Below are 17,977 nucleotides of genomic sequence, written 5' to 3'. Positions count from 1 at the left end.
GCGGCGCGGCGCACCCGGGCGGGTGGTGCCGGTCAGTGCGTCTCCAGGGCCAGCGACTCCGGTCGCGACAGCGCCCGGCCGTGTTCCCAGGCGGCCCGGAAGCCGGCCTGCCCGAGGGCCTCGGCGCAGCCGTCCAGGACGGCCCGCAGCTGCGGATCGCCGGCGTCGTGGGCTCCGCGCAGGCCGTGGGCGGCGCCCAGTGCCGCCGCGCCGCGGGCCGGGTCGCCGAGGTGGAGGCAGTACTCGGCGAAGCCTTCCAGGACGTCCGCCCGCACGGGCCGGTCGCCGCTTGCGGCGGCCAGTTCCAGGGCCCGGCGGTGCAGGGGCCCGGGTGCGTCGGGTGCGGGTGTGCCGGGTGCGGCGCGGTGCCGGTGGGTGCGGCGCTGCTGGGTGCGGGCGAGGCCGGTGTGGAGCAGGGCGAGCAGGTGCAGGCGGGCGGGGGCGCCGGGGCCGGTCGCCGGCAGCTGGTCGAGCTGTCGCAGTGCCTCCTGCTGGCCGTGCAGTGCCGCTTCCAGGTCCCCTTCGGTGCGGGCGAGTTCGCCCAGTGCGTAGCGGGCGGCGGCCTGCAGGTGCGGGTCCCCGGCGCGTTCGGCCGCGGCCAGGGCGCGTTCCAGGTCCGCGCGGGCGGCGGCCGGCTCTCCGCAGCGCGCCCGCAGCCGGCCCGACAGCAGCAGGGTCAGGGGTGCCTGGCCGCCGCCCGTCGCGGTGTCCTGTTCAGCGGCCCGGGTCAGTGCCGCGAGGGCCTCCTCGGGCGCGCCGGTGACGGACAGCAGCGCGGCGAGGGTGAGCAGGGCCATGGCCAGTGCCCAGCGGTCGCCCAGGGTGCGGAAGCCGTCCGCCGCGGTGCGCAGGCAGTGCTCGGCGTGCCCGGTCCGGCCCGCGCTCAGCTCGATGCGGCCGAGCACCAGGTGGGCGGCGGCCCGGATCCAGCGGTCGGGGTGCTCGGTGTACTGCTGGGCCGTGGTGTGCGGTGCGTGCGGCGGCCCCGTCATGGCGAGCAGCAGCGCGGCGGCCAGGGCGGCCGGGTGGGTGCTCCGCTGTGCGGTGGTGAGCGCCGTGCTCATCGTCGCGGGTGGGATCGCGGGCTCGCCGCTCTGCCGCAGCGGGGCGGTGAGCTGGGTGAGGATCACGCAGCGGGCGTGTGTCTGTTCCAGGCCGGGCGGCGGGGTGCGGCCGTGGGCGGCGAGGGCGGCCGCCGTGCGTTCGCCGGCCTCGCGGCCCTGGCCGCGCATCAGCCAGGGCCAGGCCCGGGCGGCGGTCAGCCGCAGGGCGTGCTCGGGTGGGCCTGCGGTGATCGCCCGGTCCAGTGCCGCATCGAGGTTGTCCTGCTCGGCGTCCAGCCGGGCCAGCCAGCCGTTCTGGCCGTCGGTGCGCAGCCGGGGTTCGGCGGTTTCGGCGAGTTCGACGAAGTGGCGCAGGTGGGCGGCCGCGGTCGTGTCGTGCTCGCGGGCCTCGACGAGGCGTTCGGCGGCGTAGGCGCGGATGGTCTCCAGCGGCCGGTAGCGGGCCGTGCCGTTTCGGGTGGTGGTGGTGAGCAGGGACTTGTCGACGAGGGAGGCCAGGAGGTCCTCGACGGCGGTCGGGTCGGGTGCCGGGCCGTTGGGCCAGTCGGCGGCGCAGACCAGGTGTGCGTCGGGCGGGGTGGCGCCGCCGGTGAAGACGGAGAGCCGTCGCAGCAGGACGCGTTCGTCGTCGTCGAGCAGGTGCCAGCTCCAGTCGATGACGGCGCGCAGGGTGCGGTGCCGGTCGGGGGCGGTGCGGGGGCCGCGGTCCAGGAGCCGGAGCCGGTCGTGCAGCCGGGCCGCGACCTGGGCGGGGCTCAGGGCCCGCAGCCGGGCCGCCGCCAGTTCGAGGGCCAGGGGCAGGCCGTCGAGCTCGCGGCAGATCCGGATGACCGGTTCGAGGGTGTCGTGGTCGAGGGTGAAGCCGGGGCGGGCCGCGGCGGCGCGTTGGGTGAAGAGGTCGACGGCGGGGTGCGCGCGTGCTTGCGGGGCGGTGGATCCGGGTTCGGGGACGGCGAGTGGTGTCACGGGCCACAGGGTCTCGCCGGTGATGGCGAGCGGTTCGCGGCTGGTGGCGAGGACGGTGAGCCGGGGTGCGGCGGTCAGCAGGTGCCGGGTGAGGCGGGCCGCGGCGTCGATCAGGTGCTCGCAGTTGTCCAGGACGAGCAGGACCTCGCGGTCCTCCAGGGCCCGGACGATCCGGTCGAGGGGGTCCGCGGGCCGGTCGCCGGTGGGCAGGCCGGTGGCCGGCACGCCGGGGTCCGCCGGGCGGCGGACGGCGGTGAGCACGGTCCGGGCGAGCGCGTCGGGGTCGTTGACGCCCGCGAGGTCGGCGAGCCGTACGTCGGTCGTGGGCGGGGCGGTGCTCGCGGCCGCGATCGCCAGGCGGGTCTTTCCGACGCCGCCCGGCCCGGTGAGGGTCACCAGGCGGCCGTGGTGCAGGCGTTCGCGGATCGCCGTCAGTGCCTCCTCGCGCCCGACCAGGGCGGTGAGCCCCAGGGGCAGTGCCGCCCGCCCGGCCGCCTGCCCGCCCGGGTGGCGGTCCGGGTGGCGGGTGGTGGCCGGGGCCGGCTCGGGCGGTGGTGGTCTCGTGCCGGTGAGCACCTGGAGGTGGGCGTCGCGCAGTTCGGTGGACGGGTCCGCGCCCAGTTCCTCGGCCAGGGCCCGCCGGGTGCGTTCGAACACCTCCAGGGCCGCCGCCTGCCGGCCGTCCGTGTGGAGCGCGCGCATCAGCCGGACGGCGGCCCGTTCGCGCAGCGGGTGGGTGACGCACAGTGCGGTGAGGTCGGCGACCAGGTGGGGTGGCGCTTCGGTGCCGGCGAGGGCGAGCAGGGCGTCCGCCCGGTCCTCGACCGCCGCGAGCCGCAGTTCCGTCAGCCGGGCCGCGGGCGCGGCGCTGAAGGCGGCGCTCGCGGCGTCGGCGAGCGGTGCTCCGCGCCACAGTTCCAGTGCTCCGTCCAGCAGGGCGGCCGCCTCGGCGAAGCGGCCGGCGGTCAGCGCCGCCCGGCCGGTGGCCGCCCGCTGTTCGAAGTCCCAGGCGTCCACGCTCTGCCGGGGCAGGTCCAGCAGGTACCCGGCGGGGTGGGAGCCGATCACCGTCCGGTCGCGGCCCAGTGTCCGGCGCAGCCGGGAGACCAGGGACTGCAGGGCGCCGGCGGGTTCCTGCGGCGGTGTGTGCGCCCACAGGTCGTCCACCAGGCGTTCGCGGGTGACCACGCGCCCGGGGTCGAGGGCGAGGCGGACCAGCAGCAGCCGGCGCCTCGCCCCGCCGACGTCGCAGGGCGTGCCGTCCGCGTCCCGCAGGACCTGCAGCGGCCCCAGAACGTTGATCCGCACCTCGCCCGTCCCCTCCTCCGGCACCGGCCGGCCTCCATGATCAGTCCAAGATCATTGTCCCGGTGTCCCGCCGGGGGCCGAACGGCGGGGCGCGGTGCGGGGCCGGGGTCTCCCGGGTGGGCGGGGGCAGGGCGGGCGGCGGGTCCGGGTCCGGTGTGCTGACCGGCGTGGGGAGGCGGTGGACGTCCGGCCGCCGGCCGGGGGTGCCCGGTGTATGCGGATCCGCGCCGGGGATGTCGCCCGACGGTGCCGAAGTGCTGCCGTTACTCCGGTGGCTCTGGCGATGGTGCGTACCAAGAGGGGCTGGCCTAGGGTGAGTTCGGTGGGGTCGGCGGCGGTGAAAGGTGCCCCTGTGACTGGCGATGACATCGGTGAGGCGTTGGATCTGGGCGACGCGAACTCTGTCCGTCGCACGACGTACCTCCGCTGCAAGCGGAAGGACGATCAGCACGAGTACGTCGGCAACGAGTTCTTCGTTGTCGAGCCGGAGCTGACCCCGGATCTGGTCCCGAAGGGCGATCACGACGCGATCACCGGCACCGGTCTGAAGGGTGGTGCCGGGGTGATCGGCAACGGGGGCGAGATGAGCGCGCCCGGGGTCAGGGGGAACGGCGGGAACCGGAGTGGGCCGGGCGTGAGCGGTCTGGGGGGACAGGGGAAAGGCGGCGCAGCCGCCGGAACCGGGGTGGCGGGGTCAGGAGGGGCCGGTCAGCAGATCGGATCCACGGTCTTCGGTCTCCCCGGAGCCGGGCTCCTCGGTCGGGGAGGGGTGCACACGGTGGAACTCGAAACCGCCCAGGACACCGGTACCCGGCACCCGAACGGACCTGGTGTGGTCGGCCTGGCCGGCGCAAGCGGCGCACCCGGGCAGCCGGAAGCGGATCATGTCGGCGTGTTCGGTCGGGGCGGTGACGAGATGGCGCAGAGCGTCCCTGTGGGGCCGGGCGGCGCCGGCACGGTGGTGGTGGGGTCGCCGTTCCCGGGCGCCGGGGTCGTGGGGCGTGGTGGGGGGAGGCTCACGCAGACCGGGACCGCTCCGGCAACGGATCTCCTCGGTGGCGGTCCCGGCGTCGTGGGTGTGTCCGGCGGTTCACGTCAGCTGCTGGCCGGGGAGGTGCGTGACGTCGGTGTGGTCGGCCTGTCGACCGTGCCGGGTTCGGGAAGGGGCGGGGTCTTCTCCACGTCCGATTCGCCGCAGATGCGTCTCGTTCCGGTGCAGGTCCCGTTCAGCAGCAGGGGGACTCCGGCCGTGACGGGTCTGCCGGGGGATCTGCTGTTCGCCTTCCGGTTCGAACCGGATCGGCCGGATGTTCCGATCTACTCGTTCTGGGTGTGCATGGGGGGTCTTCTGTGGAGCCCTCTGGCCTAGGGTCCGTCGCTTGGATTGTGGGGGATCGTGCTCTGCGCGGGTCCGGGGCGTGGGCCGGGCGGTGACCGGGTCAGCGCAGGGTGCGCAGGAAGATGTCGGCCTTGCCGTTGGTGTCGCCGGGGACGAGGTCCTCGGCCGTGGACCGGAAGACCACCTGGCGCCCGCCGGCGCTGACCGTGTCGATCCCGGCGGTGGCGGGGCGGTCGGTGACGGTTTCGTCGGTGCCCGTTTCGAGGTCGCGCAGCGTGAGCGGCGCCGGCCCGGTCGTCCCTGACGTGGTGTGCAGGAGGTAGCGGCCGGTGGGGTCGATGGCGAGGCCCTTGACGCCGGGGACCGGCAGGGCGGTGCCGGAGGCGACGTCGTGGACGTAGGTGTCGGGGCCCGAGAGGTAGACGACCTTGGTGCCGTCGTCGCTGAGCTGGACGAGCTCGGCCGCCACGCCCGGGCCCTCGATCGGGCCGGCGGCGGTGTTGCCGGCCCAGTCCCACAGGAAGATGTCGTGTTCGCCGCCGTCCTGGTAGGCGAGGCGGGTCCCGTCGGCGCTGATGGACGGCCGGATCGGCTCGGTGTTGTGGATGATGTCGACGGTCTGCAGGGCGCCGGTGTCGGGGCTGCGGACCTCGACGCGCTGGTTGGGCTCCGGCGGCCTGAACCTGACGGTGAACGCCTGGTGGGTCTCGTTCGCGCCCATGGACGCCTCGCAGGTGAAGAGCGAGCAGGTGTAGGCGGAGGTCCATCCCCGGGTCAGGTGCTCCTGGTAGAGGGCCGTGTTGGCGTACCTGGGTGCCAGATAGGCGAGGACCTGGCCGTCGCTGCTGAGCATGGGCGATCCCGACGCGGATCCGCCGAACTGCCGGTTCTGTCCCGTCGTCAGGTCGCGGACGAAGACCCGGTCGTTCCTGCCCGTGTTGCCGGGGGTGAGGTTGTTCGCGTAGGAGGTGAACACGATGCGGTCGCCGGCCGGTGTGATCGACGCCCGGGCGGAGTCGTCGTTGGCCTGGGTGCCGTCGGCCGCGACGCTGACCCTCTCGGTCCCGATCTGGTGCAGGCCCGCGCCGCCGGTGCCCCCGGCGGGTGCGGCCCAGGCCGTTGCGGGCAGCGCCACCGCGACCGCCCAGGCCACGGCCGCCGCGCCCAGGGCGGCCCGCCCGCGTCCGGCCGTGAGCCGTCTCGTCCGTCCTCGCATGTTCCCCCCACGCAGTTTCCGGTGCGGCACCCCGTTCGGGGAAGCCATCGACCATGAAAGAGGCGGCGCAGCGGCGCGGTCAACGCGCAGACGCGCCAGATGAGTTGCTGGAGCGGAGGGTTTCGGTCATCCGCCGGCCGTGCCGTCACTCGGCCCTCTCCCGCCCCACCGGGGACGTCGGCCCCGGCGGCGGTCTCCGGAGAGGGCCGGGCCCGTGCGAGGGGTGGTGCGAGCGGTCGGCTCGGGCCGGCCGGCCGGGGCGGCCGCTCGTCGCCGCGGTTTGCGGGGTGGGTGGGGCTCGGTACTGGACGTCGATGGCTTCGATGCCGGTGAATTCGACGTCGAGTTCGCCGGCGCGGCCGCCGCTCCTGTTCCCGGGTCGGCGCCCGGCTTCCCCCTTTCCCTGTGTGCGTGAGCCGGGTGCGCCGGGGCGGGGGGTGTGCGCCCGGGGCGGGGAGGAGGGGGGTGAGGGGTGGTGGGCTTCTGTGCGCCGGGTGGTGGGGGTGCGTACGGCTTGCCCGGTGTCGTCACCGTGGGCTTCCATGGCGTTACCAGTGGTGATCTCCCGTGCGGGGTTTCCGCCCACCGTCCCGGAAGGACAGACGACATGATGATCCGACGCGTCGCGTTCGCGCTCGCGGCCGGCACGATCGCCGCCGCCCTCGGGTTCGCCCCGGCGGCGGCCGCCGGTACGGGGGGCCCGGCCGGGGGCGGGGCGCGGGAGAGCGTGCGGTCGTACGACGACTGCCCCACGGGCAACTTCTGCATCTTCAGCGACTACAACGGCGAGGGCCGGCGGTGCTGGTGGCCGGCCGAGGGGTCCTCCTCGATCACGGACACCGCCGCCGGGTGCCCGTTCATCCGTGACGGCCAGAACGTGCGCTCGGTGCGCAACCGCACCGAGCACCGCGTCCAGTACTACACGAGCACCAACTACCACGACCGGGTCGGATCCACCCTCGCCGGCGGCCAGGGCAACCTCCAGGGCACCTACCAGATCCGCTCCTTCAGGCCGCAGTAGCCGGTCGGCGGCCGGGGGCGGTCCCCGTGCGCCGGGATCCCGGCGCACGGGGGCCGCCCCCGCGTTCGGGGAGCGCGCGCGGGCCCCGGCCCCCCGTGTGGCCGCGTGGAGGGGCGGCGGGGTGCGGTGGCCGCGCGGCCTCGTCCGCGCCGAACGCGCCGAACGCGCCGCGCAGTGGCACGGCCCCGGCCGGCCGCGGGATCCGTGGTGCGCGCCGGCGGGGACGACGGGGCGGGCGCGCAGTGTGCCGGTGGTGGTGCGCGGGCCCGGCGGTGCCGGGAGCGTCGGGCATCGCCGCGCGGCGGCGCGCCGTCCCTCGGGCGGGGCTGGGTGGTGGTGGGGCGGGATGTGCCGCGTCGTACCGTGCTGCGGGAGCGCGACGCGGCCGGGGCGGCGAGCATCGGCCTGCTCGGCCTGGTCGCGCGTCACGCCCCGGACGACGGTTTCCACGTGGCCGTCGAGGGCGTCCCGGGTGCCGCGGGCCGCCGCGGGCGCGGTTTCCCGTCCTCCCCGGACGTCGGCTTCGGGGAGAGGGTGCGCCGGGCCGGCCGTCCCCGGGCCGCCGGGTTCTCCCCCGCCGGGCCGGCCCGCCCGGTAGCGGCCCCGTGATCTGCTGCCCGGGCGCGCGTGCCGGCCGTGAGCGGGCGCGGCGGCTCCGCGGGCCCGGTCCGGCCGGTGGGCGGGGTGGGCGTCGCAGCGGAGGGGGTGGCTCCGCTGCGAGCGCTTCTCACGCGGTGTGGTGCAGGTCCTTCGCGTAGAACTCGATGGCCCGGCGGTAGCGCCGCACGTCCGGGTCCTCGCTCGTGGTGGCGAGCAGGTCCAGCAGCAGGCTCATCGCGCCGTGGTGGTCGCCGACGTTGAACAGGGCCATGCCGAGGAAGGTCCGCAGGGCGCCGTCGTGCGGGTGGCGGCGCACGCCGTCGCGCAGGGTGTCGACCGCCTCGGGGTAGCGGCCGAGGACGCGGTAGGTGCTGCCCAGGCCGAGGAGGGCGCCGCGGTGGTCCTCCTCCGACAGGCCGGTGCCGGCGAGGCTGCGTTCGTAGAAGGCGACGGCCTCGGCCTCCAGGCCCATCCGGTCGTGGACCGATGCGGTGATGTAGGCGATTTCGGCGTCGTGCGGGAAGCGCGCGGACAGCTCCAGCAGCCGGGCGCGGGCTTCCTCGAAGCGCTCCTCGTCGCGCAGCCGGGCGACTTCCGACAGGGCGTCTTCCTTGGTCTGTGTGCTCATGCGCACATCGTCGCAGAGCGCCGGGGCGGCTTCTCACCGGCCGGGAAGGCGGGGGGAACGAAAGGGGAAGCGTCGTTTCGATACTCGGCGCAGTTGCCGTGAACGGGAAGGGGCGGACCCATGGGCGGGGTGCCGGGCGCGGTGTCGGGCGTTCAGCGGGTGCTGGTGGTGGAACCGTCGCCGGAGCTGCTGCGCCGGGCGGCGCGCGCCGGGTTCCTCGTGTGGTCGCTCGCGGACCGCGGGCGGCGCGGCGGCGCGCACCTGCGGGAGGTGGCCGGGCGTTCGCGGGGCCTGCTGCTGGTCGACACCGGTGACGCGCCGGCCGTGCGGGGCGCGGTGGCGTGCGCCGTGCGGGAGCACGGGATCGCGCACGTGCTGAACCTGGGAGGGGTGCGCACCGCCGGGCCGGTGTTCGCGGCGGCCCAGGACGCGGGGGTGGCGGTCAACCCGGCGCACACGGTGGAGGTGCTCACCGACCGCGGGGCGCTGCGGGCGCTGCTGAGCCCCCATCCGCGGCTGCGGGTGCGGGCCAGGCGGGCGTACGGCGGCGCCGGGGTCGAGCGGGCCGTCGCCGGTTTCGGCGGGCAGGCGGTCGTGGTCAGGTCGGCCCGGCCGGGCGGGCCGCGCCGGGCCGAACTGCTGCGCGGGCAGCGGGAGGTGGGCCGGTGGCGGCTGGGGCAGGGCGGCGGCGGGCAGGAGCCGTTCGTCGTCGAGGAGTACCTGCCGGGCCCGCAGTACGCGGTGGAGACGCTCAGCGTGGACGGGATGCACCAGGTCCTCGGCATCATCGCGCTCGAAACGACGGGCCCGCCGCACTTCGTGACGACCACGCACCTGTACCCCGCTCCGCTGGCCGGCCGTGACGAGGCGGCGATCCGCTCCGCGGTGTGCGCGGTGCTGGACCTCGCGGGGTTCGAGAACGGGGCGGTGCGCACGACGGTGGTGCACGGCCCCGGGGGCACGCCGCGGGTCCTGGCCTGCCGGCCCGGGCTCGACCGCGCGGACCACGCGGCGCGGCTGGTGCGGCTGGCCGGCGGCGCCGATCTGGAGGAGGCGGCGCTGCGGGCGCTCACCGGCGAGGTGCCGGCTGCCGTGCCGGCGGGGCGCAGCGCGGTGGTCGGTCTCGTGTGCGGCCCGCCCGGGGACGGTGCCGGGGACGGTGCCGGGGGCGGGTCCGACGGGGGCGGGTTCGACGGGGGCGGGTTCGCCGGGTTCGGTGCCGGGGGCGGGTTCGGTGCGGGTGTGCTGGCCGGGGTGCGGGAACTGCCGTGCGTGGCCGGGGTGGAGGTGGCGGGGCGGGGGGTGTCGCCCGGGTGTGCGGCGCACGGGCACGGCCTGGTGGCGGTGGTGGGTGCGGGTGCGCGCCAGGCGCTGGGGCATCTGGCGGCCGCCCGGGCGCGGCTGGCGGGGGTGGGCCGGGAGGTGACCTGAGGGTGCGCCCGCTCCTGGCGGGGCCGGCCGCGGGCCGGGAAGTGACGATGCAGACAGTCGACGAGAACAGCCGCGCCTCATCGCGCGCAGGACGGACGACACGTGGACATTCGCCAGCTCACGACCTTTCACCGCGCTGCCACGTTGCTGAGTTTCAGCGGCGCGGCGGCCGAACTCAATTACGCGCAGTCGACCGTGACCGGGCAGATCAGGGCGTTGGAGAACTCGGTGGGGGTGGCCCTGTTCGAGCGGCTCGCCGGGCGCAGGGTGCGGCTCACCCTGGCCGGTGAACGGCTGCTGCCGTTCGCCGAGCGGCTGCTGTCGCTGGCCGACGAGGCGCTCGTCGCCGCGGCCGGTCCCCGGGAGCCGTCGGGGCGCCTGGCGGTGGGGGTCATGGACTCGCTCGCCGCCTACCGCCTGGCGCCGCTCTTCGAGTACTTCCGCCACCGTTACCCGCGGCTGCACCTCGCCCCGCAGATCGCCACCGGTTCCCAGATCCTGCACGACCTGCGCGAGGGCAGGGTCGACCTCGGCCTGCTGACCTGCGAGCGGGTGCGCCACGAGGGGCTGGAGAGCGAGGTGCTGGGCCCCGAGCCCCTGGTGGCGGTCGTCAGCCCCGGTCACGACCTGGCGCGCCGGGCCCGGATCACCGGCGCGGACCTGCGGGAGGTGCCGGTCCTCGCCCCGGAATCGGGCAGCGGGCGCCGGCACCCGGGGGGTGCGGGTGTGCGGGGCCCGGCGCGCGGGCCGGGCGCGGCGGTGGCGGTGCTGGAGTGCGGGAGCGCGCAGGAGACCAAGCGGTGGGCGGCGGCCGGGCTCGTCGTCGGGCTGCTGCCGAGGGTGTCGGTGGAGGCGGACCTCGCGGCGGGCAGGCTGGCGGCGCTGGCCTGGCGCCCGCCCGTGGAGGTCCACACCCAGCTCGTGCGGCGCCCGCGCACCCCCCTGACCCGGGAGATGCGGCTGTTCATCGAGCAGGTCAGCGCCTTCCTGCTCCAGGAACAGGACCTGGCCGCGGCCTGAGCGGGCGCCGGAATTCCCGCCCGAATTCCCGGGGGTCATCGCAATGTCCGATGGCCCGGCTTCGGAACAGCGAATGAGTGGTTCGTTGACCACCCGGTGCGGCGGCTGGTGGAATTCATTCAACAGCGCGGGCCGCCGGAAAAAGGGCGGGAAACCGCAACCGCACCCGGGAAGAAGGAGTCGACCATGAACAGCAACGCGATCACGACCACCGAGGCCCGTCAGATGCTGGACGGCCTGTACGCCGGCGGCGCCCAGTTCGACGCCGACTGGAGCGCGGTGGGCGACGAGACCCTGGCCAAGCTGCGCGAGGCCGCGGCCTCCGGCGACGAGGCGCTGCAGACCCTGCTGACGAACCTGGCGTTCAACAAGTTCGTGGACGCCGACCAGGCCACCCGCCTGTCCGCCTCGCTGGGCGGCATCAAGCAGGCCGCCGTCATGGAGGTCTTCGACGAGCTGCCCACCACCTCCCTGGAGGACCTGCGCGCCGCCGCCGAGGCCGCCGGGTACGAGGTCGAGATCCTCGGCTGACCCGCGGCGCACGCCACGGCACCGGCTCGGCCCCGGGGGCGCCGCACGGCGCCCCCGGGCCGGCCCGGCCCGCCCCTCCCGGCCGGCCACCCCCGGCACCGGGAAAGAAAAAGGGAAAGAAAAAGGGAAGGAAGAGGACTGTTGTGAACGAGTCGTTCTCCATCGACGGACTGTGCTGGCGAAAGAACTGGCGGATCGAGAACGGGAACGATTCCTATGTCGTCCCCTTTCCGACCCTGCGGCCGGTGACGCTGGTCTTCCACGGTGAAACGGAATTCAGCTACGGACACTACGGGATCCACCTGGGGCAGGCCGACGTCCTGACGTTCCTGGGCCCCGGCACCGGCACGATCACCGGGCACTTCATCGACTGCCGCGAGGGCTCGCCCACCGCCGGCATGCGCGAGCGGCACACCTGGTCGCCCGGCTCGCAGCGGGCGCTGTACATCCCGCCGGGGGTGGCGCACACCTTCGACGGCCTGGAGTTCGTCAACACCGTCAACACCTACGAGCTGTTCCTGCCCGACCCGGAGCAGTGGGTGCGCGGCACCCTCGACTGGCAGCCGGACGCGGACATCATCAACCTGCCGCTGAACGTCACCGACGAGGAACTCCCCCTCTACCGGCCCAACACGCACCCCGCGAGCGAGCTGTGGTACGACCTGGTCGCCGCCCAGCAGAGGGACGTCATCCCCAAGGTGTCCTACGAGTACCCCATCACCCGGGACGTGCGCCTGGCGGACGGCACCGTGCGCCGCGTCGAGCTGCGCAAGATGCTCCCCAAGAACGAGAAGAAGAACTGGGAGTCGCTGGACAGCGTGTTCGGCCTCGGCTGGGTGCGCCACCCGGTCATCTCCAGCGGCCCCGAGTCCGGGTTCTCGGCGCTGCTCGACCGCCACCCGCTGTACTTCATCGACCACGGCGAGACCTCGTACACGCACGACGCGTACGGCATCCACCTCGGGCAGGAGGACCGGCTGACGTTCGTCGGCCCCCGCGACCAGGAGGTGACCCTGCACCTCATCGACACCCGGGTCGACTCCCCCACCTACGGCGCCGACGTCACCCACACGTTCTTCCCCGACCCGGAACGCTACCTGGTGATCCCCCCCGGGGTGGGCCACGCCTTCGAGCACCTGGAGAACGTCTACACCCTGAACCGGCCGCGCACCCTGCTGCCCGCCGACGGCAGCCCGTACCTGCCGGGCAACGACGTCACCGACTGGCCGCTCGCCCGGCGCCCGCTGCCGGCGCTGCGCGCCAACACCGTGCCCGCCGGCCCGCAGTACTACGAGGAGCGCGTCGCCGACCAGCAGCAGCTGCGCGCCATGCCCGTCACCCACGCCACCCCCGCCGTGATGATGATCAAGCGCGAGGACGGCTCGCAGGTCCGCGTCGCGCTGCGCAGGAAGGTCCCCGCCGCCTGACGGCACCCGAGCACGCCGCGGGCGTGGGCGCGAGAGGCGCTCACGCCCGCGGCGCAGCCCGTCCCCCCGCACCCCCTCTCCCCCGGCCCTGCGCGGCCGTCCCCGGCCCTTTCAGGAGTGAGGAACCCCCAGATGTCGGCCCTGTCCCGGTCCACGGCCCCGCTGCGGCACCGCAACTACCGTCTGCTCTTCCTGTCGTTCGTCGTCAGCATGCTGGGCGACGGCGTCTGGCTGGTCGCCCTGCCGTGGGTGGCGATGGAACTGGGCGGCACCAGCTCCGACCTGTCGATGGTCGTGGGCGCCGAGGCGGCGGGCCTGATCTCGTGCGTCCTGATCGGCGGCGCGCTCGCCGACCGCTTCCCCCGCAAGGCCGTGATCGCCTGGTCGTTCGCCGCCGCGTGCGCCACGCTCGGCGCGCTCGGCGCCGTCCACGCGCTGGGCCGGGTGGAGATCTGGCACCTCGTGACGGCGGCGTTCGTCCTGGGCGCCGCCGCCGCGATCAGCGGGCCGGCCGCCGACGCCGCGACCCCCGACCTCGTGCCCGACAAGGACCTCCACGCGGCCAACGCCCTGGAGTCGATCGTGCGTTCCCTGGCCGTGCGCATGATCGGCCCCGCCATCGGCGGCCTGCTCATCTCGCTGTTCGACGCCCTCAGCATCATCCTGGTGAACGCGGCCAGCTTCGGCGTCGCGCTGGCATGCGTCGCCGCGATCCGCACCGACACCCGCACCGGTGCGGGAGCGGGGGCGGAGGCCGGTGCGGGGGCGGGGACGGGCACGGCGGGCGGGGCCACGGACACCCCCGCGCCCGCACCGGACGGCGCCCCGGTCCCCTACCGCCAGGCCCTGCGCTACCTGGGCGGCGAGCGCTGGCTGTGGGTGCTGATCGTCTGGTCCGGCCTGGTGCTGCTGCTCCAGTCGGGCCCGCGCCAGGTCCTCATGCCGTTCCTGATCCACAACGACATGGGCGGCGACGCCCGCGACTACGGGCTGCTCATCGCCGTCACCGGCATCGCCGCCGTCGTGGCCTCCTTCCTCGTCGGCTCCCGCACCCCGCCGCGCACCTACCCCCGCTGGATGCTGCTGGCCTGGACCGCGGGGGCCGCCCCGCTGGCCCTGATGGTCTTCCTGCCCTCCTTCTGGATGCTGCTGCCCCTGGGCGCCGTCTACGGGTTCTGCTCCACCGTCGGCAACGTGTACTGGTCCACCCTCGTGCAGTCCTCGGTCCCGAGCGCCGTCAGGGGACGGGTCATCAGCATCGACTGGCTCGGATCGCTGGCCCTGGTCCCGCTGTCCGCGCTGCTCGCCGGCGTCAGCGCCGGACGGGCCTTCACCGTCTGGCTGTTCGTCCTGGGCGGCGTGCTCCCCGTCCTGCTCACCCTCGCCACCCTGCGCTGGGTCGTCCTGCCGGGATCCGCCGCCGCCACCGCGCAGCAGACCCACGACGACGACACCGCCACCGCCACCGGCAGCGGGGGCCCGGACACCCCCGCGACGGACCGCGCCGGTGCGGACCTCGGCGCGGCGCCCGAGCCCGCGCCGGCCGCACTGTCCTGAACGCCCGCTCCCCGCACGGCGCCCCGCCCCCCCTGGGGCGGGGCGCCGTGCGGGGGCGAGGAAGGGATGAGGAGCGATTCGGGAACGCCCCGCCCCAGGATCGAATCCGCCGGAAGACCCCGGCGCAGCGAGGACAAAAGGGGTGGGACATGCGCAGCAGGGCAGTCGTGGTGGCGGGGCTCGTGGTCCTGACGGTCACGTTCGCCGGCGACAGGTTCGCCCCGCCGGTTCCGGCGCCCGGGCAGCGCACCGCCGTGGTGGTGGCGGGTGACGAGGGGCCTTCGACGCCCAAGCCCGTGCACCCGGGCGCGGGGGCGGGTGCGGGGGCGGGGGGCACGGTCTAGGGGCAGGCGCCCGCGGCCCCGGCTCCGGGCCCGCGGGTTCCCGCGATCCCCGCGGGCCGGGGCCGCGGGCCGGGGCCGGTTCGGGTGGTTGTCAGCAGTGCCGGGTGGCGGGCATGCCGATCTCCTCGAACAGCCGGCGGGCGCGGCGCAGGTACGCGTCGGCGGCGGCGTCCTGTCCCAGGTCGGCGCAGGCGCGGGCGAGGCCGGCCAGGGCGCCCGCCGATTCGACGCGGTAGCCGAGTGCCTCGCAGTGGGCCAGGGCGCTGGTGTGCAGGTGCCGGGCCCGGGTCGCGTCGCCGCTCCTGCGATGGACCCGGGCGGCGATGTTCTCCACCTCGGCCTGGCGCAGGCGGGCGTCGCAGCGGGCGACCAGGTCCAGGGCGCGCTGCGCGCAGGCCAGGACGCCGGTGCGTTCGCCCAGCAGCTGGCGGGCCTCGGCGGTGTAGGCGAGGGCCAGGGCGTGGTTCTCCGCGCGGCGGGTCTCGTCCCCCAGGGCCAGGGCCTGCTGGAGGCTGTCGAGGGCGCCGGCGGGGTCGTCGGTGCACAGCCGGGTCGCCGCCAGTTCGATCAGGGCGATCTTCTCGTTGTCGCGGGCGCCGATCTGCCGGTTGAGGCGCACCGCGCGCAGGGCCGCGTCGGCGGCGTCGGGGAAGCGTTCCAGCCAGCGGTAGACGGAGCTGAGGTTGGTCCAGCTCTCGCCCTCGCCGACCTCGTCGCCGGTCTCCCGGCGCAGGACGACCGCCTGTTCGAGGAAGGACAGGGCGGTGGGAAGGTTGCCGAGGGCGCTGTGCAGCAGGCCCAGGCGGCCCACGCCGATCGCTTCCTGCTGGCGGTCGCCGCAGGCGCGGGAGATGTCGAGGGCCTCGACGGCGCAGGCGATGCCGTCGGTGAACTGCCCGCAGCGCCAGCGGGCGACGGCGAGGTTGTTCAGGCTCAGGCTCAGCAGGTGCGGGACGGCCAGGCGCCGGGCGGCGCGCACGGCGACGAGGCCCTGTTCGACCTGTTCCTCGACGCGGCTGCGCATGTAGAAGTAGAAGGCGAGGTTGCGCGACAGGTGCAGGATCTGGTGCGGGTCGGCGGTGTCGCCGTCCTGGTCCAGGCAGTAGCGGATCGCGTGGTGTTCGCGGTCGAACCAGGCGAGCGCGTCCTCGGGGGCGTTCCACGGGGGCAGTTGCGCCGCCGGCGGGCGGGGGCCGTCCTCGAAGCGCAGCCGGTCGGGGAACAGTGTCACGCAGGCGGCCTGCGTGGCGCTCAGGTAGTAGGACAGCAGCCGCCGCACCGCGCCCGCGCCCTCCCCCTCGCCGCCGTCGTCCCCGTCGCCGTCGCGGTCGTCGTCGCCGTCGCTGTTGTCCCCGGCGTCGTCGTCCGTGGTGCTCAGGGAGCGTGCGAAGCTGCGCACCAGGTCGTGAATGCTGTAGAGGTCCTGGGTGTGCTGGAGCAGCAGGTGGGCGTCGAGGAGGTGTTCCAGGACGGCTTCGGCCTCGCGGGCGGGGATGGCGGCCAGGGCCGCGGTGGACCAGATGTCGATCTCCGCGGCGGGGTGGCGGCCCAGCAGGCGGAAGACGGTGCGCTGCGGGGCGTTCAGTGCCTGGTAGGACAGTTCGAGGGTGGCGGTGACGCTGCGCTGTCCGGCGCTGAGTTCGTCCAGGCGCCGGGTCTCCTGGCCGAGGCGTTCGACGAGGTGGCGCACCGACCAGCGGGGCCGGTTGCGCAGGCGGGAGGCGGTGATGCGCAGGGCCAGGGGCAGTTGCCCGCACAGTTCGCCGAGGCGGTCGACGGCTTCGGGTTCGGCTCCCGCGCGTTCGGCTCCCAGGGTGCGGGTGAGCAGGGCTCTGCTGTCCTCGGGGGCCAGCATGCCCAGGGAGAGCCATTCGGCGCTGTCCAGGTCCATCAGCCGGGCGCGGCTGGTGACCAGGACCAGGCAGCCGGGTGAGGCGGGCAGCAGCGGCAGCACCTGGGCGCTGTCGGCGGCGTTGTCCAGCAGGAGCAGGACGCGCCGCCCGGCCAGGGCCGCCCGCCAGGCGCGGGAGCGTTCCTCCACCCGGCCGGGCAGGTGGTCCTCGTGGGGGGCCAGGGTGCGCAGCAGGCTCTCCAGGGCGGCGGCGGGTTGCAGCGCTTCTTCGCCCGGGGTGAAGCCGCGCAGGTCGATGTGGAGCTGGCCGTCGGGGTAGTGGGGGGCGAGGCGGTGGGCGACGTGGACGGCGAGCGCGGTCTTGCCGATGCCGCCCATGCCGTCGAGTGCGATGACGCGGGTGCTGTCGTCGCTGTCGTGGCGGGCGCGTTCCAGCAGGTGGCGCACTTCGGTGTCGCGGCCGGTGAAGTCCGCCAGGTCGTAGGGCAGGGTGCGGATCGCGCGGGCGCGCGGGGCCGCATCGGGGTCGGGCGCGGGCGCGGGGGTGGGTTTCGCGGTGGGGGTGGGGGTGGGTGGTGGTGTGTCCAGGCCCGGGTCGGCGCGCAGGATCCGTTCGTAGAGGGCGGTCAGGGGCCCGCCGGGGTCGGTGCCGAGTTCCTCGGCGAGCAGGGCGCGTACCGTTCCGTACTCCTCCAGGGCCTCGGCGGCGCGTCCGGCCCGGTAGAGGGCCAGCATGAGGTGGCCGCGCAGGGTTTCGCGCAGCGGGTGGTCGCAGATCAGGGCCCGCAGGTCGCCGACGAGTTCGCCGCTGTCGCCGCGGGCCAGGCGCAGGTGGAAGTACTGTTCCGCGGCGGTCAGGCGCCGTTCGCTCCAGGCGGTGGCCGCGGCGTCGATCACCGGGCTGCCGCGTCCGGCCATGACCGGTCCGCGCCACAGGGCCAGTGCGCCGGACAGTGCGGTGAGCGCGTCCTCGGCGCGTTCGTGGGCGAGGGCCTGGCGGGCGGTGCGCAGGGCGTCGGTGAAGCGGGTCAGGTCCAGGGCGAAGGCGGCGGTGTCGGTGCGGTAGCCCGGGCCGTCGGTGACGATGACCGCGGCGCCGTCCGGCAGGCGCCGGCGCAGGTCGGAGACCGCTTTGCGGACCTGGTGCTCCGCGCTGGAGGGCGGCACCTCGCCCCAGGCCGCCTCGACGAGGCGGGCCACCGGCACCACCCGGCCGTTCTCCAGCAGGAGTGTCACCAGGACGCGTTCTTGGACCGGTCCGCCGAGCGGCAGCCGCCGCTCGCCGTGCCAGGCCTCCACCGTGCCCAGGACGAGAAAGTGAAGCGTCCGCTGTGCCCCCACCCGTTTCCCCCAATCCCCTTTCCAGGTGCCGGGCATCGGTTCGGCCCCGCCGTGTCACGATAGGCGGTCGACCTGTGCGGGCCCGCGGGTTCCAGTCTGGGGTCGTCCGCGAACGAGGGAAAGGGGCGCTTGGGCCGCGCCGCCAAGGGCCGCGGCGGGCCGGGCACGGAAGGAAAAAAAGGGGCGCGGAAGCCAACGGCGCGGCGGCCGACGGCCCGGGAGAAAGACGCGGCGGCCGACGGCGCGGAAGGACAGGGCGCGGAGGGGGTGCGGGCCGGGCGGTGTTCCCGGCGGCGGGGCGCGGGCCGGGCGGTGCGTGGGCGCGGGCCGGG

General features: G+C 75.4%; 13 protein-coding genes. 9 read left to right on the top strand and 4 right to left on the bottom strand.

The genetic code is table 11. The annotated features are described in order from the left end of the window. Positions 1-32: 32 nt before the first annotated feature. Entirely contained in the window at positions 33-3,338 is a 3,306-nt protein-coding gene (locus tag ACFVVL_RS27355) for a BTAD domain-containing putative transcriptional regulator (protein ID WP_387679751.1), read from the bottom strand. A 352-nt stretch (positions 3,339-3,690) separates the two neighbouring features. Between ACFVVL_RS27355 and ACFVVL_RS27350 the strand changes: the two genes are divergently transcribed. Further along, positions 3,691-4,707, top strand: coding sequence for a hypothetical protein (locus ACFVVL_RS27350; RefSeq protein ID WP_387679748.1), 1,017 nt, complete (start codon positions 3,691-3,693; stop codon positions 4,705-4,707). Between the two features lie 70 nt (positions 4,708-4,777). Here the strand turns inward: ACFVVL_RS27350 and ACFVVL_RS27345 are convergent, their stop codons facing one another. Continuing rightward, positions 4,778-5,893, bottom strand: a complete 1,116-nt coding sequence (locus tag ACFVVL_RS27345) for a TolB family protein (RefSeq protein ID WP_387679745.1) — start codon at positions 5,891-5,893, stop codon at positions 4,778-4,780. A gap of 610 nt (positions 5,894-6,503) precedes the next feature. Here ACFVVL_RS27345 and ACFVVL_RS27340 point away from each other — a divergent pair. Together ACFVVL_RS27340 and ACFVVL_RS27335 are read left to right on the top strand one after the other, a co-directional pair. Next, positions 6,504-6,914, top strand: a complete 411-nt coding sequence (locus tag ACFVVL_RS27340; protein ID WP_387679933.1) for a peptidase inhibitor family I36 protein — start codon at positions 6,504-6,506, stop codon at positions 6,912-6,914. A gap of 348 nt (positions 6,915-7,262) precedes the next feature. Then, a complete protein-coding gene (locus tag ACFVVL_RS27335) occupies positions 7,263-7,523 on the top strand; it encodes a hypothetical protein (protein ID WP_387679742.1) in 261 nt (86 codons plus the stop codon). A gap of 118 nt (positions 7,524-7,641) precedes the next feature. Here the strand turns inward: ACFVVL_RS27335 and ACFVVL_RS27330 are convergent, their stop codons facing one another. Continuing rightward, positions 7,642-8,142, bottom strand: coding sequence for a tetratricopeptide repeat protein (locus ACFVVL_RS27330; protein WP_380289561.1), 501 nt, complete (start codon positions 8,140-8,142; stop codon positions 7,642-7,644). Positions 8,143-8,262: 120 nt separating this feature from the next. On the opposite strand from ACFVVL_RS27330, the gene ACFVVL_RS27325 reads away from it, so the two are divergent. The 6 genes from ACFVVL_RS27325 to ACFVVL_RS27300 all read left to right on the top strand — a co-directional run bounded on the left by ACFVVL_RS27325 (position 8,263) and on the right by ACFVVL_RS27300 (position 14,452). Then, a complete protein-coding gene (locus ACFVVL_RS27325) occupies positions 8,263-9,573 on the top strand; it encodes an acetyl-CoA carboxylase biotin carboxylase subunit family protein (protein ID WP_387679739.1) in 1,311 nt (436 codons plus the stop codon). 102 nt (positions 9,574-9,675) lie between these two features. Continuing rightward, positions 9,676-10,593, top strand: coding sequence for a LysR family transcriptional regulator (locus ACFVVL_RS27320; RefSeq protein ID WP_380289557.1), 918 nt, complete (start codon positions 9,676-9,678; stop codon positions 10,591-10,593). Positions 10,594-10,779: 186 nt separating this feature from the next. After that, positions 10,780-11,124, top strand: coding sequence for a hypothetical protein (locus tag ACFVVL_RS27315; protein ID WP_380289555.1), 345 nt, complete (start codon positions 10,780-10,782; stop codon positions 11,122-11,124). A gap of 143 nt (positions 11,125-11,267) precedes the next feature. After that, on the top strand, positions 11,268-12,551 hold the full coding sequence (locus ACFVVL_RS27310; protein WP_380289554.1) for a dTDP-4-dehydrorhamnose 3,5-epimerase family protein: 1,284 nt from the start codon (positions 11,268-11,270) through the stop codon (positions 12,549-12,551). Positions 12,552-12,683: 132 nt separating this feature from the next. Then, a complete protein-coding gene (locus ACFVVL_RS27305; protein WP_387679734.1) occupies positions 12,684-14,108 on the top strand; it encodes an MFS transporter in 1,425 nt (474 codons plus the stop codon). A 149-nt stretch (positions 14,109-14,257) separates the two neighbouring features. After that, the gene (locus ACFVVL_RS27300) at positions 14,258-14,452 is read left to right on the top strand and encodes a hypothetical protein (RefSeq protein ID WP_387679731.1); all 195 of its coding nucleotides are present in this window, start codon (positions 14,258-14,260) and stop codon (positions 14,450-14,452) included. 91 nt (positions 14,453-14,543) lie between these two features. On the opposite strand, the gene ACFVVL_RS27295 is transcribed toward ACFVVL_RS27300, so the two are convergent. After that, entirely contained in the window at positions 14,544-17,603 is a 3,060-nt protein-coding gene (locus tag ACFVVL_RS27295; protein WP_387679728.1) for a BTAD domain-containing putative transcriptional regulator, read from the bottom strand. Between the last annotated feature and the right edge of the window lie 374 nt (positions 17,604-17,977).

The organism is Kitasatospora sp. NPDC058115 (assembly GCF_042884635.1).
Taxonomy (GTDB): domain Bacteria; phylum Actinomycetota; class Actinomycetes; order Streptomycetales; family Streptomycetaceae; genus Kitasatospora.
Note: the sequence above shows the minus strand (reverse complement) of the source record. Positions and strands in the feature narration are given on the sequence as shown.